Consider the following 24,278-nt stretch of genomic DNA (forward strand, 5'->3'; position numbering starts at 1 on the left):
GTTTTTATGCTCAAACACGCTCAAGGATCATGGCAATGCCCTGACCCACACCGATGCACATCGTACACAGCGCGTAGCGCCCGCCGCGTCGGTGCAGTTCGTTACTCGCGGCCAGCGCCAGCCTGGCGCCGCTCATGCCCAGCGGGTGGCCCAGCGCAATCGCGCCACCGTTCGGGTTAACGTGCGCGGCATCATCCGGCAGGCCCAGCTGACGCAGCACGCCCAGCGCCTGCGCGGCGAAAGCTTCATTAAGCTCGATGACGTCCATATCGTGAATACTGAGTCCGGCGCGCTCCAGCACCCTGCGGGTGGCCGGTACCGGGCCGAGCCCCATCAGACGTGGCTCCACGCCCGCCGTCGCCATCGCCACGATCCGCGTGCGCGGGACTACCCCCTGCGCCAGCGCCATCTTCTCGCTGGCGACGATCAGCGCCGCCGCGCCGTCGTTAACCCCGGAGGCATTGCCCGCCGTGACCACCCCGTTCTTACGGAACGGCGTTTTCAGACCGGCAAGCTGTTCGAGCGTGGTGTCGGCGCGCGGATGTTCATCCACGCTGAACTCGTTGACCGCCCCTTTTTTGCCCGGCACCGGCACCGGCACGATCTCCTGCGCCAGAATGCCGTTCTGCTGCGCCTGCGCGGTACGCTGCTGGCTGCGCAGGGCAAACGCGTCCTGATCGGCACGGCTGATATTTAACAATTCAGCTACATTCTCTGCCGTTTCCGGCATACTGTCAGTTCCGAATTGCTGATGCATGAGCGGATTCACAAATCGCCAGCCGATGGTGGTATCGAAGATCTCCGCCTGTCGCTGAAACGCCGCGGTGGCTTTGCCCATCACAAACGGCGCGCGGGACATCGACTCCACCCCGCCCGCAATCAGCAGGTCGCCGTCGCCCGCCTTAATGGCGCGCGCGGCAAAACCAATCGCGTCCAGCCCGGACCCGCACAGGCGGTTGATCGTCGTGCCGGAGACCGTCTGCGGCAGACCGGCCAGCAGCGACGACATGCGCGCCACGTTGCGGTTATCTTCCCCCGCCTGGTTGGCGCAGCCGAAAATCACGTCGTCAAGCCGCTCCAGATCGAGCTGCGGGTAGCGGGCCAGCAGCGCGCGCAGCGGCACGGCGCCGAGATCGTCAGTTCGAACGGCGGAAAGCGCGCCACCGTAGCGGCCCACCGGGGTTCGAACGCCATCACAAATAAATGCGTCACGCATCAGGCCTCTCCTGTCACGCTGCCGCCAATGCGGTGAGATTTTCCGCGAAAAAGGGCGACGGTTTTTTGTTGTTGGTTCTGGATTTCAATGTCGTATACGCCGGTCAGCTTTCCCTGATGCTTCACCCGCGCGGTGGCGGTGAGCGTGTCCCCGGCGAAGCCCGGACGCAGAAAATCAATCGAGCAGCCGGAGGCTACCGCCGCCAGCCCCTGGCTGTTGCAGGCGTAGGCAAAAGCGGTGTCTGCCAGCGAAAACAGCTGTCCGCCGTGGCAGGTTTTATGGCCATTCAGCATCTGCGGGGTGATGGTCATGGTCACCACCGCGTAACCCTCGTCCATCTCGACAATGTCCATCCCCATCGCCTGCGCGCAGGCGTCCCGTTCGTACATGGCGCGGGCGTTATGCCAGGCGTTATGACTCATAGCTACTCTCCAGAAGCGCGCGCTGGCGCAGCAGTGAACAGGGGCGATAGCGCTCTTCGCCGTAATGGCGCTGCAGGTTCTCCAGCAGCGTCAGCAGGCGCTGCCAGCCCAGGCGCTCGCCCCAGGCGATCGGCCCGCTCGGGTAGTTCACGCCCAGGCGCATGGCCGTGTCGATGTCCTTCTCGCTGGCGACCCCTTTTTGCAGGGCATCCAGCGCCTCGTTGGCAATCATCGCCAGCGTTCGCCAGATCAGCAGGCCGGGATAATCGGCAATTTGCACCACCCGGAGCCCCTGCTGCTGCAGATAGCGGATGGCTTTTTGCGTCGCGGTATGCGGGTTGCTGGCCGCGGCGGCAATGACCGCCACGTCGCGCTCAATACGGTCGACCACCACCACCGGGCCGTTGAGCCGCCGCGCCAGCGCCTGTGCGGTCTCACCCTGCGTTTCAATCAGGTACACATCATCAATTTCTGTGACACCGTCACGTCTTTTTTCCACGCGCATCGGGCTATAGCTGTCGTTCACCGCCTTGACCCACTGCAAGTCGGGTTTGTCACCCTGCCAGTCGTAAACGCCCTTCCCGCTCTTTTTGCCCAGCCTGCCTGCCAGCACCAGCTCCTGCTGAACCAGCGAAGGCAGAAAACGACGCTCCTGCCAGAAGGCGTTAAAGACCGAGCAGGTCACCGCAAAGTTCACGTCCTGACCAATCATGTCGGTCAGCTCCAGCGGCCCCATCGGGAAGCCGCCGCCTTCGCGCAGGGCGGCGTCAATCACCTCCGGCGGGGCAACCTGTTCTTCCAGCGCGCGCCAGGCCTCGGAATAGAACGGACGCGCAACGCGGTTGACAATGAACCCCGGCGTGGACTGGCAGCGAACGGGCTGTTTGCCCCAGTTCAGCGCCAGCTCGCACAGCGCGTCGGCCACTTCCGGGGAGGTCGCCAGCCCGCTGACCACCTCCACCAGCTTCATCACCGGCGCCGGGTTAAAGAAGTGCAGGCCTGCGACGCGTTCCGGGTGGTGGACGTCCGCCGCAATCGCCGTGACGGAGATGGAAGAGGTATTGCTGGTCAGCACCGTCTGCGGCGGGCAGATCTCAGCCAGCTGCGCAAACAGCGCCTTTTTCACCTCCAGCCGCTCTGAGGCCGCTTCAATCACCAGATCGGCCGCGGAGAGCGCCTCGATATCCGTGACGGGAACCAGCCGGGCAAGGATATGGCTCCCGGCATCGGCAGAGAGTTTTCCGCGCGTTACCCGGGAGGCCAGACGCTGGCGGATCCCGTCGATGGCGCGTGATATCGCATCGCTGGAGATGTCGTAGATCAGCACCGGATGACCGTGGCTGGCCGCCACTTCGGCAATCCCTGCGCCCATCGTGCCGCTGCCGATCACGGCGACAGTCCGTATATTCAGCATCTTATTTCCCCGTAAAGTTCGGCGCGCGCTTCGCCAGGAAAGCGCTGACGCCCTCGCGGTAGTCATCGCTGCGCCCGGCCAGGCGCTGATAGTCGCGCTCGAGATCGAGCTGGGCGTCCAGAGTGTTGGTTTCCGCGGCATTGATCGCCTGCTTGATCAGCCCCAGCCCGAAGGTCGGCTGCGACGCAAAATGCAGGGCCATCTGCTGCGCCGTAGCGGAGAGCTGTTCGTCATCCACCACCTGCCAGATCATCCCCCACGCCTGCGCCTGTTCAGCGCTGAGTTTGTCACCGAGCAGCGCCAGCCCCATGGCGCGGGCGCGTCCGGCCACGCGCGGCAGCAGCCAGGTGCCGCCGCAGTCCGGCACCAGACCGAGCTTGCTGAAGGCCATCACAAAGCTGGCGGAGCGTGCCGCAATCACCATGTCGCAGCCGAGCGCCAGCGTGGCGCCCGCGCCCGCCGCTACGCCGTTAACGGCACAGATGACCGGCTTCGGCAGCTTTGCCAGGCGGCGCACCAGCGGGTTGTAGAAGGTTTCCACGGACATGCCCAGATCCGGCGCAGGGCCGTTGGGGTCGACGTTGCGGTCGTTCAGGTCCTGACCGGCACAGAAGCCGCGTCCAGCCCCGGTGATCAGCAGGCAGCGGATAGTGTCATCGCGCTCGGCCTGTTTCAGGCACTCGGCCAGCTGCTGGTGCATCACGTCGTTAAAGCTGTTCAGCCGCTCCGGACGGTTCAGCGTAAGGGTCATCACGCCCTGTTCTATATGACTGAGAATAAATTCCACAATTAGCGTCCTTTAAAGTCGGGAGTGCGTTTTTGTAAGAAGGCGTCGATGCCTTCCCGGCGGTCTTCGGTGGCAGAAAGCAGCGTAAACAGCTGGCGCTCCTGCGCCAGCCCGGCCTGGAGCGGCACCTCCTGGGACTGGCGCAGCGCCTGCTTCGCCGCCTGCAGCGCCAGCGGGGAGTGGCGCGCCATCAGGGCCGCCTGCTTCAGGGCATACTCCAGCGTCAGCGCCGCCGGGAAAACATCGCTCACCAGCCCGGCGCTCAGCGCCTGCCCGGCGGAAATGCTCTCGCCGGTCAGCACCATTTTGCTGGCCAGGGATTTCCCGACGCTGCGGATAAGACGCTGGGTGCCGCCCGCGCCGGGCATGATGCCGAGCGTGATTTCCGGCAGGCCGAAACGGGCGTTGTCACCGGCAATCACCACGTCGCACAGCAGCGCCAGCTCGCAGCCCGCCCCCAGCGTGAAGCCATTTACGGCGGCGATCAGCGGTTTAGGAAACGCGTTGATTCGCGCCCACAGCTGCGGGCGAATATCGTTCAGAGTGGCAGGCAGGTCTTTCTCCGCCATTTCGTTGAGATCGGCCCCGGCGGCAAAGCAGCGCTCGCTGCCGTAAATCACGCAGACGGCGATGTCGGCATCCACAGCGGCGGCCTCAAGCTGTTCCGCAAGCTGGGTCAACAGCGCGTTGTTGAGGGCGTTGCGCGCCGCCGGACGGTTCAGCGTCAGCTGCAGCACGCGGCCATGACGAGTAACAATCAGTTCGCTCATGCCATCCCCTTCGCGTCAAAGTCGACAATTACGTCCGCGGTTAACGGCAGCGACTGGCAGCTCAGCACATACCCGGCGGCCAGCTCGTCCGGCTCCAGGCTGTAGTTGGTCGCCATGTCCACCTTCCCGCGCAGCACTTTGCATTTACAGGTGGCGCAGACGCCGCCCTTGCAGGCATACGGCAGATCCGCTCCCTGACGCAGGGCGGCATCCAGAATGCTTTCGTCCTCCGCCGTCAGGGTGATTTCACGGTCGCGCCCGTCCTGGCGAACGGTCACTTTCTGTCCTTCTGCCTGCACGTGCGCCGCGCGCTTAACGGTGATTCCGGAGGTGTTAAAGCGCTCAAGGTGAATGGATTTGTCCGGCATCCCCAGCGCCTTCAGCGTGGCTTCCGCGTCGTCCATCATTGCAGACGGGCCGCAGATAAACGCCTCGTCATACTGGCGGAAGTTGATCAGGTTTTTCGCCAGCGCCTGCAGCTTTTCCCCGTCGATGCGGCCATAGAGCAGGTCGCTGTCCAGCCGCTCCTGGCTGAAGATGGAGAGCAGCTGCAGCCGCTGCGGGTATTTGTCCTTCAGGTCCGCCAGCGCCTGGCGGAACATCATGCTCTGGCTGCTGCGGTTGCCGTAGATCAGGGTGAAATGGCTGTTGGGTTCGGTCTCAAGCGTCGCGGAGATAATCGCCAGCATCGGGGTGATCCCGGAGCCTGCCGCAATTGCCAGATAGTGGCCTTCGCGTTCGGCCCGCGGCTGGTAGCCAAACTGCCCCTGAGGAACCATTACCTCCAGCGCCATGCCCGCTTTGATCTCATCCCGGGCATAGCGGGAAAAGCGCCCGCCTTCAATCGCCTTGACCGCCACGCTGATTTCGCCCGGGGCGGTACTCCGGCAGATGGAGTAGCAGCGGCGCAGCTCGTCCCCGCCAAGCGTCGTTTTTAACGTCAGGTGCTGGCCTGGGCGGAAGCGGTAGGCCTCCTGCAGCGCCTGCGGCACCGCGAACGTGATGGTCACCGCGTCGCGGGTTTCGGGTTCCACTTTTGCCACTGTTAATGAATGAAACGTTGTCATGGCAGCCTCAAATACATTTGAAATAGTCGAAGGGCTCACGGCAGGAATTGCAGCGGTAGAGCGCTTTGCAGGCCGTCGAGCCAAATTCACTGATAAGCGCGGTGTCGGTGCTGGCGCAGCGCGGGCAGCTCACCTCCACCGGGGCGTGCGCGTGACAGCTATGCCCCACGGGCGGACTGATGCCATACGCCCGCAGGCGCTCGCGCGCGTCGGGGGTCATCCAGTCGGTGGTCCATGCGGGTTCAAGCTGGAGCACAATGTGCACCGGAGTAAAGCCGTGCGCGGTCATCGCCTCGCGGATCGCCCCCAGCAGGTGTTCCGTCGCCGGGCAGCCCGAGTAGGTGGGCGTGAAGCCGATAACCCAGCCTTCCCCCTGCGCCTTCACGCTGCGCACCATGCCTAAATCGGTGATGGTTAACACCGGCACTTCCGGATCGGGGATCTGGCTTAACAGCGCCCAGATCTGCGGGATTTGCGCAGGCGCGATGTCGACGAGGCGTTGCATAGCGTTCTCCTTTACCACTGCTGACCGGGGTACGCGCGCTGGAGATACTGCATTTCCGCCAGCATCGGGCCCAGATGTTCGGTATGCAGCCCCTGCTTGCCCCCGGTGCGGTACGCCACCTCAGCGGGCACCTGCAGGCAGGCTTCATTCAGACCGGCATACACTTCGCTTTCCCACGGCTGGCGCAGGAGGCGCGGGTCAACCGCCACGCCGGACTCAATCAGCTCCCGCTCGACGTCATCGGCGTCAAACAGCTCCGCCGTAAAACGCCACAGGCTGTCGATGGCCTGCTGCATTTTTTGCGCAGACGTTTCTGTCCCGTCGCCCAGCCGCACCAGCCAGCCGTGGCTGAAGCGCAGGTGGTAGCGCGCCTCTTTAATCGCCTTGGCGGCAATGGCGGCAAGCTGGCCGTCGCGGCTTTGGGTCAGGCGTTCGTACAGCGCCACGTTCCAGGCATCCATCAGGTACTGGCGGGCAATGGTGTCGGCGAAGCTGCCGTTCGGCTGCTCCACCAGCAGGACGTTGCGGAACTGGCGCTCGTCGCGGCCAAACGCCAGCGTGTCCTCATCGCCCTGGCCTTCCCGCTCCGCGGCATAGGTCAGGAAATTACGCGCCTGGCCCAGCAGGTCGAGCCCGATATTGGCGAGCGCGAGGTCGATTTCCAGCTCCGGCGCGTGGCCGCACCAGGCGCCGAGACGCTGGGAGAGCACCAGACCGTTGTCGCCCAGACGCAGGGCATAGGCAGTCACTGAGTTCATTCTTTGCCTCACATATGCTCGATGCCGTCAGGGATCGTGTAGAACGTCGGGTGGCGGTAAGCCTTGCTTTCCGCCGGGTCGAAGAACTCGCCGCGCTCTTCCGGCTGGGAGGCGACAATCTCGCTCGCCTTCACCACCCAGATAGAACACCCTTCGCTGCGGCGGGTATAGGCATCACGCGCATTTTCCAGCGCCATGCGATCGTCGGCGGCATGCAGACTGCCCACGTGACGGTGGGACAACCCCTGTTTGCTGCGTACGAACACTTCGTACAGCGGCCAGTAGACATTGCTCATGGTTATTTCCTCTTAAGCGGCCTGACGGGCGCGTTGTTTTTCGGCGTGCGCCAGCGCGGCTTCCCGCACCCACGCGCCCTCTTCCCAGGCTTTACGTTTCGCGGCCAGGCGTTCGTGGTTGCAGATGCCGCGCCCGTTAATGACCTCGTCAAACTCCTGCCAGTCGATCTCGCCGAAGCGATAATGACCGCGCTCTTCATCAAAATGCAGGTCGGGATCGGGCACCGTCATGCCCAGCATCTCCACCTGCGGCACCGTGTTGTCGACAAAGCGCTGGCGCAGCTCGTCGTTGCCAAAGCGTTTGATTTTCCAGGCCAGGCTGCGGGCGCTGTTCGGCGAATTGTCGTCGTTCGGCCCGAACATCATCAGCGCCGGCCACCAGAAGCGGTTGATGGCGTCCTGCAGCATCTGACGCTGGGCTTCACTGCCCTGCGCCAGCGCCATGCAGGCTTCAAAGCCCTGGCGCTGGTGGAAGCTCTCTTCTTTACAGATTTTCACCATCGCGCGGGCATACGGACCGTAGGAGGTGCGGCACAGCGCCACCTGATTGACGATGGCCGCGCCGTCCACCAGCCAGCCGATCACGCCGATATCGGCCCAGCTCAGGGTCGGATAGTTGAAGATGGAGGAGTATTTCATCTTGCCGTCGAGCATTTTCTGGTAGATGTCTTCCCGTGCGCAGCCCAGCGTTTCCGCCGCGCTGTAGAGGTAAAGCCCGTGTCCGGCTTCGTCCTGCACCTTCGCCAGCAGGATCGCCTTGCGGCGCAGCGTCGGGGCGCGGGCGATCCAGTTCCCTTCCGGCAGCATGCCGACAATTTCGGAGTGCGCATGCTGGCCAATCTGGCGGATCAACGTCTTACGGTAGGCGTCAGGCATCCAGTCCTGAGGCTCAATCGCCGTCTCCTGCGCTATGCGCTGCTCAAACCGTTGTTCTTGCGTCACGTCATCACCTTTATGATTCGTTAGTTTGCAAATTAAAGCGTAATGTTGAATCACTTTGTTTTTTAAAAGTTACACAAAGGTTAAATATAACCCCAAGAATTGTTTGCTTGTTTTGTGATGCTGCTCGCAAGGCTTTTGCTGAAAGCCTTGATAAGCGGGCCTTGGTATTCTGTGATTCATCCATCCAGATCACATCGTTAACAATTCATTAAAAACTCGGCTTGATTTTTATGATTCACGATCAAACTATTAATGGGTAAATTACGTAACATTTGGAGATAAGCGATGCAGCAGTTAGCCAGCTTCTTGTCCGGCACCTGGCAGTCTGGCCGGGGCCGCGAACGCACTATTCATCACGCCATCACTGGCGAAGCGCTGTGGAGCGTGACCAGCGAAGGGCTGGACATGGCGGCCGCCCGTCGCTATGCGATTGAGCGCGGCGGCGAAGCGCTTCACGCGATGACCTTTATCGAACGCGCGGCCATGCTGAAGGCGGTGGCAAAGCACCTGCTTAGCGAGAAAGAGACGTTTTATGCCCTGTCCGCCCAGACCGGGGCGACGAAAGCAGACAGCTGGGTCGATATCGAAGGCGGCATCGGCACCCTCTTCACTTACGCCAGCCTGGGCAGCCGCGAGCTGCCGGATGACACCGTGTGGCCGGAAGACGAGCCGATCCCGCTGTCAAAAGAAGGCGGCTTTGCCGCGCGCCACGTCCTGACCTCGAAGTCCGGCGTGGCGGTGCACATCAACGCCTTTAACTTCCCCTGCTGGGGAATGCTGGAAAAACTGGCCCCGACCTGGCTTGCGGGCATGCCCGCCATCATCAAACCTGCCACCGCTACCGCGCAGGTGACGCAGGCGATGGTGAAGTCCATCGTCGACAGCGGGCTGGTGCCGGACGGCGCTATCAGCCTGATCTGCGGCGGCGCGGGCGATCTGCTCGACCAGCTCGACAGCCAGGACGTGGTCACCTTTACCGGCTCCGCCAGCACCGGGCAAAGCCTGCGCGTGCACCCGAATATTGTGGCGAATGCCATTCCGTTCACGATGGAAGCCGACTCCCTTAACTGCTGCGTGCTGGGGGAAGACGTCACGCCAGATCAGCCGGAATTTGCCCTGTTCATTCGGGAAGTGGTACGCGAGATGACCGCCAAAGCCGGGCAGAAATGTACGGCCATCCGCCGCATTATCGTCCCGCAGAGCCAGATTGACGCCGTGAGCCAGGCGCTGATTGCCCGCCTGGAAAAGGTGGCGGTGGGCGATCCGGCGCAGGAAGGGGTAAAGATGGGCGCGCTGGTCAACGCCGAACAGCGCGCGGACGTACAGGAGAAAGTGGATCGGCTGATCGCCGCAGGCTGCCAGGTCCGTCTTGGAGGCAAAGCGGATTTGCAGACCGCGGACGCGTTCTTCCCGCCGACCCTGCTGTTCTGCCCGCAGCCGGATGAAACCCCTGCCGTCCACGCAACGGAGGCTTTCGGGCCGGTCGCGACCCTGATGCCGTATCGCAACGCACAGCACGCAATGCAGCTTGCCCGCGCGGGCGGCGGCAGCCTGGCGGGCACGCTGGTCACCGCAGACCTGGACATTGCCCGCCAGTTTATTCTCGGCGCGGCGCGCGCCCACGGGCGTATTCAGATCCTCAACGAGGAAGCCTCGAAAGAATCCACCGGCCACGGTTCCCCGCTGCCACAGCTAGTGCACGGCGGTCCCGGACGTGCGGGCGGTGGCGAAGAGCTGGGCGGCCTGCGCGCGGTGAAGCACTACCTGCAGCGCACCGCGATTCAGGGCAGTCCAACCATGCTGGCCGCTATCGGCAAGCAGTGGGTGCGTGGCGCAGCGGTGCAGGAAGATCGCGTGCATCCGTTCCGCAAATACTTTGAGGAGCTGCAGCCGGGCGACAGCCTGCTGACGCCGCGCCGCACCCTGACGGAAGCGGACATCGTGAATTTTGCCTGCCTGAGCGGCGACCACTTTTACGCCCATATGGACAAGATCGGCGCGGCAGAGTCGATCTTTGGCGAGCGCGTGGTGCACGGCTACTTCCTGATTTCCGCCGCAGCAGGGCTGTTTGTTGATGCGGGCGTCGGGCCGGTGATCGCCAACTACGGCATGGAGAACCTGCGCTTTATCGAGCCGGTTAAACCGGGCGATACCATTCAGGTGCGTCTGACCTGCAAGCGTAAAACGCTGAAGAAACAGCGTACCGCCGAGGAAAAACCAACCGGCGTAGTGGAATGGGCGGTTGAGATCTTCAACCAGCACCAGCAGGCCGTGGCGCTCTACTCCATCCTGACGCTGGTGGCGCGCCAGCAGGGGGATTTCTGACACCTTCCCTTCACCGCCTTTCCTGCCGGGTGGCGCGATGCTTACCCGGCCTACGACGACCAGCCGGGGTGTGACATCGCCCCGCTCTTTTTTTAACCTGGCAAGACTGGCAAATAATCTGGCAGATGCAGGCAAACGCTTTTCTCAGGCGCCTGTCAGGATAGGGCTGTCACAACACTATAAACACAACAAGATGAGGTCTACGATGGGAAGCAATTCTTCTTTTTCTGCCCGTAGAACGGCGCTGGCTATGGCCGTTGCGCTGTGTTGCGCCTGGCAATCCCCTGTTTTCGCCCACGGCAGCGAGGCGCATATGGTCCCGATGGACAAAACGCTGCAGGACTTTGGCGCCGACGTTCAGTGGGATGATTACGCACAGATGTTTACCATTGCGAAAGACGGCGCCTTTGTGAAGGTCAAACCGGGCGCTAAAACCGCCATCGTCAACGGGAAAACCCTCAAGCTCGAGGTGCCGGTGGTGATGAAAGGCAAGAAAGCCTTTATCTCTGACAGCTTCATCAATGATGTTTTCCAGTCCGCTCTTGACCAGACTTTCCAGGTTGAAAAACGCCCTCACCCGCTGAACGCGCTGACGGCGGACGAAATTAAGCAAGCCGTTGAGATTGTCAAAGCCTCGGCGGATTTTAAACCAAATACCCGCTTTACCCAGATTGCCCTTGCTGAGCCAGAGAAAGCCAAAGTGTGGGACTTTGTGCTTAACGTTACGGCTGTGGATGCCCCGCGTCAGGCAAAGATTGTGATGCTCGATGGGAAGCACGTTATCGAAAGCCTGGTGGATCTGAAGGATAAAAAAATCCTGCGCTGGGAGCCGGTGAAAGACGCGCACGGCATGGTGCTGCTGGATGATTTCACTGCGGTGCAGCAGATCGTTAACGAGAGCACGGAGTTTGCCGAGGTGCTTAAAAAACACGGCATCACCGACCCGAAAAAAGTGATTACCACGCCGCTGACCGTGGGCTATTTCGACGGTAAAGACGGCCTGAAGCAGGAAGATCGCCTGCTGAAGGTGGTGAGCTATCTCGACGTCGGCGACGGCAACTACTGGGCGCACCCGATTGAAAACCTGGTGGCCGTGGTCGATCTTGAGCAGAAGAAAATCCAGAAGATTGAGGAAGGTGCCGTTGTTCCGGTTCCGATGACGCCGCGCCCCTACGATGGCCGCGACCGTATAGAGACGCCGAAAAAACCGCTCGACATCATTGAGCCGGAAGGCAAGAACTACACCATTACCGGCGATATGGTGCACTGGCAGAACTGGGATTTCCACCTGAGCCTGGACTCCCGCGTCGGCCCGATGATTTCAACCGTCACGTATAACGACAACGGCAAAAAACGCCAGATTATGTATCAGGGGTCGCTCGGCGGCATGATCGTTCCTTACGGCGATCCGGACGTGGGCTGGTACTTCAAGGCCTATCTTGATTCCGGCGACTACGGCATGGGCACCCTGACCTCGCCGCTGGTGCGCGGGAAAGACGTGCCGTCCAACGCGGTGATGCTCAACGAAACCATCCCGGATTACACCGGCGCGCCGATGGAGATCCCGCGCGCGATTGCGATTTTCGAACGCTACGCGGGGCCGGAATATAAGCATCAGGAGATGGGCCAGCCTAACGTCAGCACCGAGCGCCGCGAACTGGTGGTGCGCTGGGTGAGTACCGTGGGCAACTACGATTACATCTTCGACTGGGTGTTTCATGAAAATGGCACCATCGGCATTGACGCCGGTGCGACGGGTATCGAGGCGGTGAAAGGCGTTCAGGCGAAAACCATGCACGACGCCACCGCCAAAGACGATACAAAATACGGCACGCTGATCGACCACAACATCGTGGGCACCACGCACCAGCACATCTACAACTTCCGTCTTGATATGGACGTGGACGGCATCAACAACAAGCTGGTGGCGATGGATCCGGAAGTGAAGCCGAATACCGCCGGGGGCCCGCGCACCAGCACCATGCAGATTAATCAGTACGATATTGATACCGAGCAGCAGGCGGCGCAGAAGTTCGACCCGGGCACGATTCGACTGCTGAGCAACACAAGTAAAGAGAACCGCATGGGCAACCCGGTCTCGTACCAGATCATCCCTTACGCGGGCGGCACGCACCCGGTGGCGACCGGCGCGAAATTTGCCCCGGACGAGTGGATTTACCATCGCCTGAGCTTTATGGACAAACAGCTGTGGGTGACCCGTTACCATCCGGATGAGCTCTACCCGGAAGGGAAATTCCCGAACCGCTCCATCCACGACACGGGCCTTGGGCAGTACAGCAAGGATAACGAATCGCTGAACGATCAGGATGACGTGGTCTGGATGACCACCGGCACCACCCACGTGGCGCGCGCGGAGGAGTGGCCGATTATGCCGACGGAATGGGTGCATACCCTGCTTAAACCGTGGAATTTCTTCGACGAGACGCCAACGCTCGGGAAGAAAAAAGACGAAAAATAACCATCCGCCGGGCAATTGCCCGGTTTTTTTTGCCCTGGCGTTTGAGGATCGTCCTGGCTTGCTTATAGTTACTGATATCTCACCTGCATGATTTATCCCCCGGACGGGAAAGGGCTTTATGGAAAAAAGAAAAAAACCGACGCTGGAACGGGCAACCTGGCCAACGCGCCAGGCCATGGTCATGCATGGACTGGCGATGAACCTGCCGTGGCTGGCCTTCGTCAATATCAGCTTCGCGGTGATGATTCTGCTGCGACACGTTCTGCTTAAGGCCAGCGATCCCCTTTATCCCCACTCGCCGCAGCTGACGAGAATCGTCGATGCCTCCATGCTCGGTATTATCATCCTCTCGGCTGCGCTGATCCTTATGGCCTGGCGGCGCATCGCCGGCATCAGCGTGGTGTTGTTTATCTGCAGCGCCATCTGGTCGGTCTCCTGCTTCTGGTTTATCACCCAGCTGCTGCTCCCGCACGTCTGGCCGCTGTGCGTTATTCTGTTACTCGCCGGTTTGACGGCGCTCTATTTCTACCCTGAAGGGCTGCTCGCCTTTGTGCTCCCGCTCTGGATCACCCTGCCGATAGCAAGCTGGATACGAAACGATGGTCTCAACCTTCACTTCGTTGTTATCTGGAGCGTCTTTACGCTGATCCTGATCTGCGGGCGTTTTATTCTGTTGAGCTGGTTTGACGAAGCCTGGCGACGTAACCAGCAGAATCAGCTGCTGATTTCGCGGCTGGATGCGCTGGCGCATCAGGACCCGTTAACCAAAACCGCCAATCGACGGAAAATGGAGGTGGTGCTGGAGAACGCGGTTGAGCAGAAGAAGCCCTTCTCGCTGATTATGCTGGATATCGACTACTTCAAGCGCTACAACGACACCTACGGGCACCAGGCGGGTGATGACTGTCTGACGCGCGTGGCGCGCGTGCTTAAGCAGTCGGTGCGCACACCTGAGGATGTGGTGTCACGCTACGGCGGCGAAGAGTTTCTGGTGATTCTGTTTAATTGCCCGGAGAACATCGCTGAAAAGGTCGCCCTGCGTATCCAGGACGGCCTTCGCGCAGAGGCCATACCGCACGGCGCCTCGACGGTCAGCGACCATGTCACCGTGAGCATGGGGATTGCGGGGATGGCGGGGGGACTCGCGGGCACCGAGATTATCGCCCGCGCCGATGCGGCGCTGTATCGGGCGAAAGAGGCCGGGCGGGATCGGTGGTCGCTGTAGATAAAAGCCGGGTGGCGCTGCGCTTACCCGGCCTACGGTCCGAGTCGTTGTAGGCCGGGTAAGGCGTAGCCGCCACCCGGCTTGCTTTTTAATACCGCACGCACACCGACTTGGTTTCACACCAGCCGTCCAGCCAGTCCGGGCCAAAGTCGCGCCCTGTTCCGGACTGCTTCATCCCGCCGAACGGCAGGTTGGCGTCGATCAGCGTATGGCTGTTCACCCACACGGTGCCCGCCTGCAGCCTGTCGGTGTACTCCAGCGCCTTGCTGATATTCTGCGTCCAGACGCTGGCCGTCAGGCCATATTCGGTGTCGTTTGCCAGCTGGAGCGCCTCTTCCCCGTCGGCGACGCGTACCAGGTTGACCACCGGACCGAATACTTCTTCGCGGGTGAGCCGCAGCGAGGCATCCGGGTTCACCACCAGCGTCGGCGACACGTAATAGCCTTTGCCCTCCGGACCACGGTTACCGACGATCAGCTCCGCGTTGCGCGACGTCGCCTCATCAAGGAAGGACTGCACCTTGTCGCAGTGCGCACGCGACACCAGCGGGTTGATAAACGCCTCCGGCGACATGCCCGGCCCGACGCTCAGGGATTTCACCGCCTGTTCGAACCCGCCGACCAGCGTGTCAAACAGCGGCGCCTCTATGTAGATACGCGAGCTGGCCGCGCACACCTGCCCCTGGTTCAGGAAGCTGCCGGTCATCAGGCCTTTGATCACCCACGCCGGGTCCGCATCCTTGAGCACAATTGCCGGGTTTTTCCCGCCCAGCTCCAGGGTCACGCCGGTGAGCGTGTCCGCCGCCGCGCGGGCAATTTGCTTACCCGTTGCCGTTGAGCCGGTAAAGCTCACCTTCGCAATATGCGGGTGCGAGGTCAGCGCTGCGCCACACACCGCGCCGCTGCCGGTCACCACGTTGAACACCCCGTCCGGGATGCCCGCTTCACTGGCGAGTTCCGCCACGCGCAGCAGGGTCAGCGGCGTGGTTTCCGACGGCTTAATGACGATAGAGCAGCCCGCGGCCAGCGCTGGCATCACTTTCCACATGCCAATCATCAGCGGGAAGTTCCAGGGCACAATTCCGGCCACCACGCCAACCGGCTCTTTACGCGTCCACGCCTGATAGCGTGCCCCCTGCGGTAGCGGGATGGAGAGATCGAGGGTTTTGCCCGCAATTTTGGTGGTCAGCCCGGCGGTATAGCGCATCCAGTTCAGGGTGCAGCCGACTTCAAAGGCACGGGAGATGTTGATGGACTTGCCCTGCTCCAGCGTTTCAAGCTGAGCCAGCTCCTCGCCGTGCTGTTCGACGAGATCGGCGAAATGGAGCAGGATCCGCTCGCGCTCCGCCGGGAGCTTTCCGGCCCAGGTACGGGCCACAAAGGCGCGCCAGCCGGACATGACGGCACGATCAACGTCGTCGACGCTGGCATCGGCAGTTGAGGCAATCACCTCGCCCGTGGCCGGGTTGTAGACATTAAGCCGCTTTTCACTGTCCGACGCGGCCTGACGCCCTTCAATCCACAGGCCATGCTGTCGGTCTAAAAATTGTTGCACGGCAGGCTGAATAGCCACCAGTGATTCAGACATAGGATACTCCTTCGTTATTCTTCGCAGGGTGTTCATCCAGTCTAAGAGGGGTTTTGCATTCTCGCTTTTGTCTCTGTGACATTCGCTTTGCCACCTGTGACAGGCGCCGCAAATCGCGATAATTGCCGCTTATATCGCTGTTACCGGTGAGTGTTCTTTCCTATAGTCAGCCTCATAGCTCTGACAAAATGCAACACAAATGCAACAATGCGAAAACGTTGACGGTGCAGTGAGAGAAACGATGGCGTGTGCAAGCGAGCAGGAACAGTATCAGCAGTGGCTGGCGCAAATTAACCAGGTTTGCGGGCGTTTTAACGCGCAGCCCACCGGGGGCAGATTCTACGGCGAGCTGGAGACCAGCTATGCGCGCAGCCTGAAGCTCAGCACCGTCACCGCCGGTGGTGTCAACCTGTTCCGCTCCCGTGAGGAGATCAAACAGAGTAACGATGCCTGGTTCTATACCGTGTTTCAGCTCGAAGGCAGCGCGGAGATTGAGCAGGATGACCGTCGCGCGGTACTCAGAACCGGGGATATCACGCTGATTGACGCCTCACGCCCCTGCTCGATCAACTGGCAGGAAAAATCCCGCCAGATTTCGCTCCTGGTTCCCCGTCAGATTATTGAGCAGCAGTGCCGTTTTCAGGAGATAAGCTGCGCCACCGCCCTTTCCCGCACGCTGCCCACGGTGCAGCTGAGCCATCGCCTGTTGATGGAGAGCATGAGCAATGCCAGCCTGAGTGACCGGGAGAGTGAAGCGGCGCTCGAAGCGATGATCTGCCTGCTGCGCCCCGCTTTCCAGCAGCGCGAAATCATTCAGCCGCGTAAGGAGCGCCAGTTCCAGCATGTGGTGGCGCTGATTGACGACCACATTCAGTCTGAATCGCTGCGTCCGGAGTGGATTGCCGCCGAGAGCGGAATGTCCGTGCGCAGCCTTTACCGTATGTTTGCCGAGAAGGGGCTGGTGGTTGCGCAGTACATTAAAAACCGCCGCCTGGATCGCTGCGCGGAGGTGCTGCGCGCAGCCGGTGATGACGAAAAACTGGCGGGCATTGGCTACAGCTGGGGGTTCACCGACCATAGCCATTTTTCAACGGCGTTTAAGCAGCGCTTTGGCGTTTCGCCGGGTGAATACCGCAAGCGCTACCGCTAGCTATTTTTTCAGCCATTTTCCGTTAATGCCCTTCACATACTCGCCCGGCTGGGCGCGGGCAACCAGTTTTTGCCCTGCCATTTTGGCCACTTCATCGACCGGCAAATTATTGCTGTCAGCCAGCTTCTGGTAGCTTTCCGTGCGCGCCGCGTTGATGCGATTGACCAGCGCCAGCGTTTCGGCATCCTGTTGAATCGGGGCCAGATAACCGCTGAGGGTTTCCCCCACGCGCCCCTGGGCCCGGGCATCGTTGAGGGTGAGCGTAGCCGCCTGCACGTTCATCCCCAGCGCCAGCAAAATCAGAGCTACTCGTTTCATGGCATCCTCAGAACAGATCGCTGCGCGATTTCAGCAGGGTTTCAACGTCTTTATCGACCTTAATGTGGATCTCATGTTCGATTTTGACATTCATGTTGATGGTAATCGGCTCCTTTGGCGCAGCGACTTCAATGCGCGGCGTACAGCCGGACAGTAGCGCGGCAACGGTGAGCGCACCAGCCATCTTTTTCATTGTTATTCCTCACTTTCCTTGCCAGTCGAACTGCGGAGACCGGGTATCGCCGCGTGTTGCTCAAACCAGGTTTGCAGGTTGTCTCCAAAACGCAGGCTGCGCCAGAGGGTAAAGACATTCTCGTCATGGGTATAGTTCAGGTTGACGGAGCTGCTTTTGCCATCGACCCGGCTGGTCCCCTTGATGGTCGCCTGCATGGTTAATTCACCCAGGTTATCTAAATTGATTCTCGTCCACGAACGCGAAATTTCCATATAGCGGAGCCAGTTAATCGCGGCGCCCGCGACCATATTGTCTTTCACGATGGCGTCGGCCGTATCTTTGTCGATGCGCAGCGTCATTGGCCACGGGTTGGTCAGCCAGCCATCCTTAATGATCCATTTTTCATTGTCCAGCCAGAACGGCAGCGCCCCGCTGACCGGCCCCGACATGGCGAACTGTTTCGGATTGACGGCGCTAATCAGCTCGCTCGAGGAGATATTGTCCACCCGCAGCAGAGCCGGATCGTGCTGCGGCATTCGCAGCTGCTGCATGGTGATCTTCCCGCCGAGGGTTTCCACCTTCACGTTGGTGAGCAGCAGCGGATTGTCCTCCGTCCAGGGATAATCGCCCTGTAAATCCGCGGTAATGTTGCGCGCGGTCACCAGGTTTACCACTTCACCGATGCGCAACGTGACCGGACCGCGCGTGCCCAGAGACCAGGTGCCCTCGCTGAAGCGGAACGGCAGCACAAAATCGACGCCGTTAATCTGGTTATCGGGCATCCAGGCGCTGCCGGATTTCAGCACCCCGTGCCCGCCCGCTTCAAAGCCCTGATCGGCCGCCGCCGAGAAGGCGACCTGCGCATAAAGCGCCCCGTCGCGCAGCGTCATTTTCCAGTCCGGCGGAATAAGCGGCTGGAATACGGTGAGGGACTGTTTCGGCCACCAGGCCTGCCCGCGAAGGCGCACGCCATCCCAGCGTCCGTTCACCTGTACCGGGCCGATGTTGTCCGCATGGAGGTCACCCTTAAACTGAAAAATCGTCGGGTCGGTGCCGTCGACGCTGAAGGTCAGGACCGAGGGCGGCAACACGCTGCCGCCGGAGAAACGGGTTTGCCCTGCGTTGAGCGATAACGCCCCACGGAAGGTTGGTTTTTCGGCATCGCGCAGCCAGCGTACAGGCCGATCCAGCACCAGACGCGGCGTGCTGACCTCCATCGTGCCGTACTGAAGCTTGTCAAAGCCGGTGGAGAGCGCCGTCAGCTCAATAAGGTTGTCGCGCCACTCGCCTTTCCCGGCGACATCCCAGCGGGCATGCATCGGCGTAAAGCCGCCTTTGCCCCAGTAGCGCCACTGCCACAGGCCGTTATCGGGTAAAAAGTCGTTTGCCTGACCGTCCAGGTGGAGTTCAAAATCGCCCATCTCGTTTTCATGGGCGCGCAGAATCGCCTGTAAACGACCGTCCACCCCCTTCCGGGTGAGCTTCACGCCCGCCAGCGGCCAGCGGATTTCATCGATATCGAGCGAGTCAATGATGCGCCCGCGCGAGCGAAGCAGCGCGCCCGGCTCAAAGGCGAGCTGCGGTTCATACAGGCTGCCGGTCAGTTTTGCCGGTAACTTGGCGTAAAGAATGAGATCGTTTTGCTTCGCCTCGCCGCTCAGGTGCAGGGGCATGTCGCTGTTTTCTATGCTGAGCCTGCCGGGCCCAATATTCAGTACCGCGTTGCCTTTACCCGCATCGCCTTGCGTCAAGACGTTCAGTCGTCCGGTCAGGGTGGCTTTCTCCAGCCCCTGCTGCCAGTTGTCGGCGCGAAGGGACACCCGCCCGCTCAGCGGCATACCGGAGAGATCCCAGTTCCAGCGCCCGTCGCTGATGTTGAGCTGTTCCGCCGTGATCTGCCACGGCAGGTCGAGAAGCGGATCGGGGTTGTCTCTCGCCATCACCACCAGCTGTCCCTGATTGTCTTCCCAGTCGAGATCGGCATCGACCAGAGACGTTAACTGTGGCACGTTAAAGGTCGCCACCGCGTGGCCTTTCACCGGCACGCCGTCCGGCACCAGCGGCAGGGTAAACTCGCCCACCAGCTTAATCGGCTGCGGCTGATCCGGGAGCTGAACATCGAACTGGCTGACCGAGAGCGTCTGACCGCGAAGCGTGCCTTTAATGCTGACCTGCTCGCCTTTATAGGCGATCTCCTGGCTGGACGGGGTTAGCGACGCCTGCAGCTCGCCCTCCCACTGTTGCCAGGGCGACAGCGTCAGACGGTGAATCGTGAGCCAGGTATTGGGTAACACTGCCTGCCATTGCGCCAGCGTTTTCGGGGCGACCGTTGAGGGCGCCGACTGGGGAATTTTGCTCAGGCAGACGGTGTTAAGATCCAGCGCGCCGATATCCAGCTTCCAGCGGCTGGGGTGTGACAGCGTCACGTTATCGATGCGGGCAATTTCGCAGTCTTCCACCAGATAGCGAAGATCGGGGATCACCAGCGCGCGGAGAGTCAGTTTCGGACTCTCTTCGAACGCGATGCGCGTCCCGACGGGAAGCCAGATCCCGGCGAGCGTCGGTACCCACTGAGCGAGCGTCATCAGCAGCGTCAGCGGCAACAATATGAACAGCAGTAAAAGCGCAAGAGCGGCTTTGTATTTACCCTTCATGGGCAGTTAATATCCTGATTTAGCGAAAGAATTAAGCCGGCAGTGCCGATCATTGTCGCATGTTTAGCGGTTGAGTTGAAGTTGACGCCAAGTTAAGAATAGATGCTGTAATAGTAAGCGGTAATTTTTTTGCTATGCGTAACCTAAAGAATAAAGTTTCGGTTCAATTGGTTACGCATAAGTTCAAGAATAATCGCAGAGCAGATTTGCGACATTAATACCTATTCCGTGGCATTGCCAGCAGGTAAAGCATGGCGAATATCAATGACCCCCAATACACCGAGTCGTACCGCCAGGGATCAAAATCAATATGTAAAAAACCGCTAACAAACTCATAGCCGTTGGCAAAAACGTTAATTTGAATGGCTGCGATGGCTATCACAAATAGCGTATAGGCAATGAACAGAGGATATTTATGAAGCCTGTTGACCTTGAGTTTCCCGAGGTACAACAAGAAAAAAACGACAATAGATACAATAAAATAGCATACGGCAGGTAGAATCGGTGGGGTTAATGACAACTCGAATTGTTCCGACATAATTAATTCTCTTTAGCTATCTGGTACATCTGCCAACCTGTGACGCTTCCACTGGTTAAATCCAGAGCCATCGCTGTTTTAGAAGCCTCTTGCCATCCTCTGATATAATCAGATTCAATGTTGCGAAACAGACTCCAGGATTTTTCTCGGGGAGCCAGTACTCTCCTGCCCGCGCCATAGGCTGATAAAGAGATATCAACAACTCCATAGACAATATCAGCTTCATTATTCCCATAGCCGAGTTTCGCTGCTACGTAACGATAAGCATCTCTTAGCGTGCCAGACCGATCTTCACGATAAAGAAGATAGTATCCATTTTCATACATGTTGTTTAGCCCATGAGTAATCATAGGTGCACCATACGCAGCACAGGCCAGACCCAGCGAACCGACGCATAAACTAGCGCCCCCATACACTTGCGCCCCACCGGCAACGAAACCGATCTGTTTAAGCGCTAAAGTCGTCGTTGTTGTTCGGTTTTTTTCAACAACAATAAATAACTTAGCTTTATTGAAGGTGAGTAAATCATCCTGTTCCTTAAGATGATGTATCTGTTCATCAAGTAATTGAATCCCGCCTGACCAGGTCAAGCAATGCGACTCGATCTCCCTTCTCAGGTGAGCAACAAGTTGTTGAGTTTCAAAAAACATACCAGCGGTACCATAAAGCAAATGCTTTGTGGCAATTCGCTGCGCAAGATTTTCAATCTCTAAGACTTTCTCTTCGAAATGACTTTTATCCCGATTATGGTTGTACATTCGGTCTCCCTGTCATTTTAAAATGATAGTAATAATACTACCTTCGATGTTAGGACATTCAAAGAGCTACGTCATTTTAACAGCTAAAGGTAGTCACATTTTCAAGCATTGGGAAACCACTTACCCAAACATACGCACTTGTTGTGACTTTAGTCTCCCCCATAGCCCCCTTAGAGTAAAACAAGCAGACATGTCGCTGGTGTCAGTCCCGCTTAAGAAATCGGTGGATATGAATATCATGGAGTTAGGGTGCACATATGCTCTAGAATAATTGATAGAACTTATTGAATTCAATAATATTTTAGAAATTGTAAGATAATTTTAATCATGCTAACGTGAATGCAAAATCACTGGAGAAAGTCTTATGAAACTCGCAGTATATAGCACAAAGCAGTACGACAAAAAGTATCTGCAACATGTTAACGAGGCTTACGGGTTTGAGCTTGAATTTTTCGACTTTCTGCTGTCCGAAAAAACCGCCAAAACGGCGCACGGCTGTGAAGGCGTCTGCATTTTCGTAAACGATGACGGCAGTCGCCCGGTGCTGGAAGAGTTGAAAAAACAGGGGGTGAAGTACATCGCCCTGCGCTGTGCGGGCTTCAACAATGTGGACCTCGACGCGGCAAAAGAGCTGGGTCTGAAGGTGGTGCGCGTTCCGGCGTACTCCCCGGAAGCGGTGGCTGAACATGCGATTGGCATGATGATGTCCCTCAACCGTCGTATTCACCGCGCTTATCAGCGCACCCGTGACGCCAACTTCTCGCTGGAAGGGCTGACCGGCTTTACCATGTACGGCAAAACCGCTGGCGTAATCGGCACCGGTAAAATTGGCGTGGCTGCCCTGCGCATTCTGAAAGGCTTTGGCATGCGTCTGCTGGCATTCGATCCGTACCCAAGCGCCGCAGCGCTGGATCTGGGCGTGGAGTACGTCGACCTACCGACCCTGTTCTCGCAGTCCGACGTGATTTCTCTGCACTGTCCGCTGACCCCGGAAAACTATCACCTGCTTAACCAGGCGGCGTTTGACCAGATGAAGGATGGCGTGATGATCATCAACACCAGCCGCGGCGGGCTGGTTGATTCTCAGGCTGCTATCGAAGCCCTGAAGACCCAGAAGATTGGCGCGCTGGGGATGGACGTGTATGAGAACGAACGCGATCTGTTCTTTGAAGACAAGTCTAATGACGTCATCCAGGACGACGTGTTCCGTCGCCTCTCTGCCTGCCATAACGTGCTGTTTACCGGTCACCAGGCGTTTCTGACGGCCGAAGCGCTGATCAGCATTTCTGAAACCACGCTGGGGAACCTGCAGCAGCTGGAAAAGGGCGAAGCGTGCCCTAACGAGCTGGCTTAAGTGCTACGCCGGGTGGGCGGCTAAGCCTCACCCGGCGCGTTTGTTTCCCAGCTCCGGTGCGCAACGCGCCACCAGAGCAGGACGGCAGCCAGCGCAATCGCGCTCAGGACACTGAATGCCGTCGCAAACGAGTAATGACCGGCGATCGTCCCGGTTAATGCCGGACTCATGGATGCCCCTACTCCCTGCATCAACATCACCACGCTCTGCCCGGCATTGACGTGCCCGCTTCCGCGCAGCAGCACCACAATAAACGACGGTACGACGACCCCCAGGATCCCGGCGGCCAGGCCGTCGAGAATTTGTACCGGGATCATCATTAACGGCGCATCCGTGGATGCCGCCAGCGCCGCACGCACCGGCATAACCAGCAGCGCCAACATAATCAAGCGCCAGTAGCCATAGTGTTCGATCCGGCGCGAGGCCCAGATGGCGACGGGGATCATCACGGCCTGAGAAATGATGACGGTACCTGCTGCATACAAACCGGGGTTGATCGCGGCAGGGGCCGCGGCAACCCTCATGCTCAGCATCGGCAGCAGCGCGGCGTTCGCCAGGTGGAACAGCAGCAGCGTCAACCCGGTCACAAACAGCGCCCGGTTTTTCATCAGCACCGCAAAACCGGGGACCGGCAGGCTCGCTGAAGAGGACAGCCCGCGCGCCGCGTCGTTATCGATATCGCTGTTGCGAATGGCAAGCAGCGCACACAGCGTTAGCAGCGTGGTGCTGGTCATCAGCAGGAAAATCCCGCCCACGCCCCAGTACCACGCAATGCCGCCCGCGATCAGTGCAGTAACAAAGTTGCCGCCGTGATTGAACGCCTCGTTTCTGCCCATCTGCGCGCTGAACCCGCCCTGCCCGGTCAACCCCAGCGTAATCCCGGCGATTAACGGCCCGACAAATGCCGCACAGATACCGGTGACGACTTGCGACACGGCGACAACGCTGCTCTGCTGGCTAAACCAGAGCAGAAGCGTGCTGAGCGTGATCAGAATGCACAGCAGCGCGAGCACAGCGCGCTTGTTGCGGGAGGTGTCGGTGATGAATCCCGCCGGCAGCGTGGCCAGTAACCCCGCAAGCCCGCCGGCCGTCATCAGGATGCCGATATCATCAGGGGTCCAGCGGCGTTCGGTCAGGAAAATACCGAGGAAAGGCCCCAGGCCATCACGAACATCAGCAATGAAAAAACTTGTCAGGCATAACGCCCGCAGCGAACGAAGAGACATACTTCCTGCCTTGCCTGTTATCGCCTGAGAAAAAGAAAATGTAGTATACCGGGTATTTTTGAAAATCAGATGACGTCTTAAAAAACATGCCTTGCGAACTTAAACAATTCATAACGGACGTTGTTTTTTCACTTTACTCATAATCGGCCCTGACTATACTGGCAATAAATTTTCACAGGAGTCCTTCGTTGGAAAGTTATTTTATTGTCGATACGAAGGTAAGCTGACGCGATTTTCTCGCTGCTTGCCTTAACGGTGGGCAGCAATCCTCTTGACGTGATTGCATCCCAATACATTAAGAACGACCAAAT

General features: G+C 59.3%; 23 protein-coding genes. 5 read left to right on the forward strand and 18 right to left on the reverse strand.

Annotation, left to right across the window (positions count from 1 at the left end; translation table 11 throughout):
• Positions 1-10 precede the first annotated feature (10 nt).
• Genes pcaF through ACOTXI_RS09305 form a run of 11 tightly spaced genes read right to left on the reverse strand, consistent with a single transcriptional unit; the run spans position 11 to position 8,361 of the window.
• A complete protein-coding gene (gene pcaF, locus ACOTXI_RS09255) occupies positions 11-1,216 on the reverse strand; it encodes a 3-oxoadipyl-CoA thiolase (RefSeq protein WP_058653779.1) in 1,206 nt (401 codons plus the stop codon).
• Positions 1,216-1,638, reverse strand: coding sequence for a hydroxyphenylacetyl-CoA thioesterase PaaI (gene paaI, locus ACOTXI_RS09260; RefSeq protein ID WP_023327372.1), 423 nt, complete (start codon positions 1,636-1,638; stop codon positions 1,216-1,218). Before paaI ends, pcaF begins: the two co-directional genes overlap by 1 nt.
• The gene (gene paaH / locus ACOTXI_RS09265) at positions 1,628-3,052 is read right to left on the reverse strand and encodes a 3-hydroxyacyl-CoA dehydrogenase PaaH (protein WP_058653780.1); all 1,425 of its coding nucleotides are present in this window, start codon (positions 3,050-3,052) and stop codon (positions 1,628-1,630) included. The genes paaI and paaH overlap by 11 nt, the downstream gene beginning before the upstream one ends.
• A 1-nt stretch (position 3,053) precedes the next feature.
• The gene (gene paaG / locus ACOTXI_RS09270) at positions 3,054-3,842 is read right to left on the reverse strand and encodes a 2-(1,2-epoxy-1,2-dihydrophenyl)acetyl-CoA isomerase PaaG (protein ID WP_087855466.1); all 789 of its coding nucleotides are present in this window, start codon (positions 3,840-3,842) and stop codon (positions 3,054-3,056) included.
• Complete coding sequence (gene paaF / locus ACOTXI_RS09275) at positions 3,842-4,609, reverse strand: 2,3-dehydroadipyl-CoA hydratase PaaF (RefSeq protein WP_058653781.1); 768 nt, start codon at positions 4,607-4,609, stop codon at positions 3,842-3,844. Before paaF ends, paaG begins: the two co-directional genes overlap by 1 nt.
• The gene (paaE, locus tag ACOTXI_RS09280) at positions 4,606-5,676 is read right to left on the reverse strand and encodes a 1,2-phenylacetyl-CoA epoxidase subunit PaaE (protein ID WP_039266324.1); all 1,071 of its coding nucleotides are present in this window, start codon (positions 5,674-5,676) and stop codon (positions 4,606-4,608) included. The genes paaF and paaE overlap by 4 nt, the downstream gene beginning before the upstream one ends.
• A gap of 7 nt (positions 5,677-5,683) precedes the next feature.
• Positions 5,684-6,181: a 1,2-phenylacetyl-CoA epoxidase subunit PaaD gene (gene paaD / locus ACOTXI_RS09285; RefSeq protein WP_008502378.1), complete on the reverse strand. Its 498-nt coding sequence runs from the start codon at positions 6,179-6,181 to the stop codon at positions 5,684-5,686.
• 11 nt (positions 6,182-6,192) lie between these two features.
• On the reverse strand, positions 6,193-6,939 hold the full coding sequence (gene paaC, locus ACOTXI_RS09290) for a 1,2-phenylacetyl-CoA epoxidase subunit PaaC (protein WP_058653782.1): 747 nt from the start codon (positions 6,937-6,939) through the stop codon (positions 6,193-6,195).
• An 8-nt stretch (positions 6,940-6,947) separates the two neighbouring features.
• Positions 6,948-7,235, reverse strand: a complete 288-nt coding sequence (gene paaB, locus ACOTXI_RS09295) for a 1,2-phenylacetyl-CoA epoxidase subunit PaaB (RefSeq protein ID WP_058653783.1) — start codon at positions 7,233-7,235, stop codon at positions 6,948-6,950.
• A gap of 12 nt (positions 7,236-7,247) precedes the next feature.
• Positions 7,248-8,177, reverse strand: coding sequence for a 1,2-phenylacetyl-CoA epoxidase subunit PaaA (paaA, locus tag ACOTXI_RS09300; RefSeq protein WP_008502381.1), 930 nt, complete (start codon positions 8,175-8,177; stop codon positions 7,248-7,250).
• 10 nt (positions 8,178-8,187) lie between these two features.
• Complete coding sequence (locus tag ACOTXI_RS09305; protein ID WP_165472808.1) at positions 8,188-8,361, reverse strand: hypothetical protein; 174 nt, start codon at positions 8,359-8,361, stop codon at positions 8,188-8,190.
• A gap of 101 nt (positions 8,362-8,462) precedes the next feature.
• Between ACOTXI_RS09305 and paaZ the strand changes: the two genes are divergently transcribed.
• The 3 genes from paaZ to ACOTXI_RS09320 all read left to right on the forward strand — a co-directional run bounded on the left by paaZ (position 8,463) and on the right by ACOTXI_RS09320 (position 14,206).
• Positions 8,463-10,502 (forward strand): phenylacetic acid degradation bifunctional protein PaaZ, encoded by a 2,040-nt coding sequence (gene paaZ, locus ACOTXI_RS09310; RefSeq protein WP_058653784.1) that lies wholly within the window; start codon positions 8,463-8,465, stop codon positions 10,500-10,502.
• A gap of 205 nt (positions 10,503-10,707) precedes the next feature.
• Positions 10,708-12,981: a primary-amine oxidase gene (gene tynA, locus ACOTXI_RS09315; protein ID WP_058653785.1), complete on the forward strand. Its 2,274-nt coding sequence runs from the start codon at positions 10,708-10,710 to the stop codon at positions 12,979-12,981.
• Positions 12,982-13,099: 118 nt separating this feature from the next.
• Positions 13,100-14,206: a GGDEF domain-containing protein gene (locus tag ACOTXI_RS09320; RefSeq protein WP_023344047.1), complete on the forward strand. Its 1,107-nt coding sequence runs from the start codon at positions 13,100-13,102 to the stop codon at positions 14,204-14,206.
• 88 nt (positions 14,207-14,294) lie between these two features.
• On the opposite strand, the gene ACOTXI_RS09325 is transcribed toward ACOTXI_RS09320, so the two are convergent.
• Entirely contained in the window at positions 14,295-15,794 is a 1,500-nt protein-coding gene (locus tag ACOTXI_RS09325; RefSeq protein ID WP_087855465.1) for an aldehyde dehydrogenase family protein, read from the reverse strand.
• Between the two features lie 241 nt (positions 15,795-16,035).
• Between ACOTXI_RS09325 and feaR the strand changes: the two genes are divergently transcribed.
• A complete protein-coding gene (feaR, locus tag ACOTXI_RS09330; RefSeq protein ID WP_021241324.1) occupies positions 16,036-16,944 on the forward strand; it encodes a transcriptional regulator FeaR in 909 nt (302 codons plus the stop codon).
• Here feaR and ACOTXI_RS09335 read toward each other — a convergent pair whose 3' ends face one another.
• The 5 genes from ACOTXI_RS09335 to ACOTXI_RS09355 all read right to left on the reverse strand — a co-directional run bounded on the left by ACOTXI_RS09335 (position 16,945) and on the right by ACOTXI_RS09355 (position 21,387).
• Positions 16,945-17,262 carry a YdbL family protein gene (locus tag ACOTXI_RS09335; RefSeq protein ID WP_008502387.1) on the reverse strand — a complete coding sequence of 106 codons (318 nt, stop codon included), beginning with the start codon at positions 17,260-17,262 and terminating at the stop codon, positions 16,945-16,947.
• A gap of 7 nt (positions 17,263-17,269) precedes the next feature.
• The gene (locus ACOTXI_RS09340; protein WP_021241323.1) at positions 17,270-17,455 is read right to left on the reverse strand and encodes a YnbE family lipoprotein; all 186 of its coding nucleotides are present in this window, start codon (positions 17,453-17,455) and stop codon (positions 17,270-17,272) included.
• A gap of 2 nt (positions 17,456-17,457) precedes the next feature.
• The gene (locus ACOTXI_RS09345) at positions 17,458-20,091 is read right to left on the reverse strand and encodes a YdbH family protein (protein WP_103786771.1); all 2,634 of its coding nucleotides are present in this window, start codon (positions 20,089-20,091) and stop codon (positions 17,458-17,460) included.
• A 214-nt stretch (positions 20,092-20,305) separates the two neighbouring features.
• A complete protein-coding gene (locus ACOTXI_RS09350; protein WP_008502390.1) occupies positions 20,306-20,629 on the reverse strand; it encodes a hypothetical protein in 324 nt (107 codons plus the stop codon).
• A gap of 2 nt (positions 20,630-20,631) precedes the next feature.
• A complete protein-coding gene (locus tag ACOTXI_RS09355; protein WP_023327356.1) occupies positions 20,632-21,387 on the reverse strand; it encodes a DUF4225 domain-containing protein in 756 nt (251 codons plus the stop codon).
• Positions 21,388-21,751: 364 nt separating this feature from the next.
• Between ACOTXI_RS09355 and ACOTXI_RS09360 the strand changes: the two genes are divergently transcribed.
• Entirely contained in the window at positions 21,752-22,741 is a 990-nt protein-coding gene (locus tag ACOTXI_RS09360; RefSeq protein WP_008502392.1) for a 2-hydroxyacid dehydrogenase, read from the forward strand.
• A gap of 20 nt (positions 22,742-22,761) precedes the next feature.
• On the opposite strand, the gene ACOTXI_RS09365 is transcribed toward ACOTXI_RS09360, so the two are convergent.
• Positions 22,762-23,967 (reverse strand): MFS transporter, encoded by a 1,206-nt coding sequence (locus ACOTXI_RS09365; RefSeq protein WP_087855462.1) that lies wholly within the window; start codon positions 23,965-23,967, stop codon positions 22,762-22,764.
• Positions 23,968-24,278: the final 311 nt, after the last annotated feature.

The organism is Enterobacter cloacae complex sp. BZL2005 (assembly GCF_049238885.1).
Classification (GTDB): Bacteria; Pseudomonadota; Gammaproteobacteria; order Enterobacterales; family Enterobacteriaceae; genus Enterobacter; species Enterobacter roggenkampii.

Coding starts and splice junctions, on each gene's coding strand:
- pcaF (WP_058653779.1), bottom strand. CDS start 1,216: ATGCGTGACGCATTTATTTGTGATGGCGTTCGAACCCCGGTGGGCCGC.
- paaI (WP_023327372.1), bottom strand. CDS start 1,638: ATGAGTCATAACGCCTGGCATAACGCCCGCGCCATGTACGAACGGGAC.
- paaH (WP_058653780.1), bottom strand. CDS start 3,052: ATGCTGAATATACGGACTGTCGCCGTGATCGGCAGCGGCACGATGGGC.
- paaF (WP_058653781.1), bottom strand. CDS start 4,609: ATGAGCGAACTGATTGTTACTCGTCATGGCCGCGTGCTGCAGCTGACG.
- paaE (WP_039266324.1), bottom strand. CDS start 5,676: ATGACAACGTTTCATTCATTAACAGTGGCAAAAGTGGAACCCGAAACC.
- paaD (WP_008502378.1), bottom strand. CDS start 6,181: ATGCAACGCCTCGTCGACATCGCGCCTGCGCAAATCCCGCAGATCTGG.
- paaC (WP_058653782.1), bottom strand. CDS start 6,939: ATGAACTCAGTGACTGCCTATGCCCTGCGTCTGGGCGACAACGGTCTG.
- paaB (WP_058653783.1), bottom strand. CDS start 7,235: ATGAGCAATGTCTACTGGCCGCTGTACGAAGTGTTCGTACGCAGCAAA.
- ACOTXI_RS09305 (WP_165472808.1), bottom strand. CDS start 8,361: ATGGATGAATCACAGAATACCAAGGCCCGCTTATCAAGGCTTTCAGCA.
- paaZ (WP_058653784.1), top strand. CDS start 8,463: ATGCAGCAGTTAGCCAGCTTCTTGTCCGGCACCTGGCAGTCTGGCCGG.
- tynA (WP_058653785.1), top strand. CDS start 10,708: ATGGGAAGCAATTCTTCTTTTTCTGCCCGTAGAACGGCGCTGGCTATG.
- ACOTXI_RS09320 (WP_023344047.1), top strand. CDS start 13,100: ATGGAAAAAAGAAAAAAACCGACGCTGGAACGGGCAACCTGGCCAACG.
- ACOTXI_RS09325 (WP_087855465.1), bottom strand. CDS start 15,794: ATGTCTGAATCACTGGTGGCTATTCAGCCTGCCGTGCAACAATTTTTA.
- feaR (WP_021241324.1), top strand. CDS start 16,036: ATGGCGTGTGCAAGCGAGCAGGAACAGTATCAGCAGTGGCTGGCGCAA.
- ACOTXI_RS09335 (WP_008502387.1), bottom strand. CDS start 17,262: ATGAAACGAGTAGCTCTGATTTTGCTGGCGCTGGGGATGAACGTGCAG.
- ACOTXI_RS09340 (WP_021241323.1), bottom strand. CDS start 17,455: ATGAAAAAGATGGCTGGTGCGCTCACCGTTGCCGCGCTACTGTCCGGC.
- ACOTXI_RS09345 (WP_103786771.1), bottom strand. CDS start 20,091: ATGAAGGGTAAATACAAAGCCGCTCTTGCGCTTTTACTGCTGTTCATA.
- ACOTXI_RS09350 (WP_008502390.1), bottom strand. CDS start 20,629: ATGTCGGAACAATTCGAGTTGTCATTAACCCCACCGATTCTACCTGCC.
- ACOTXI_RS09355 (WP_023327356.1), bottom strand. CDS start 21,387: ATGTACAACCATAATCGGGATAAAAGTCATTTCGAAGAGAAAGTCTTA.
- ACOTXI_RS09360 (WP_008502392.1), top strand. CDS start 21,752: ATGAAACTCGCAGTATATAGCACAAAGCAGTACGACAAAAAGTATCTG.
- ACOTXI_RS09365 (WP_087855462.1), bottom strand. CDS start 23,967: ATGTCTCTTCGTTCGCTGCGGGCGTTATGCCTGACAAGTTTTTTCATT.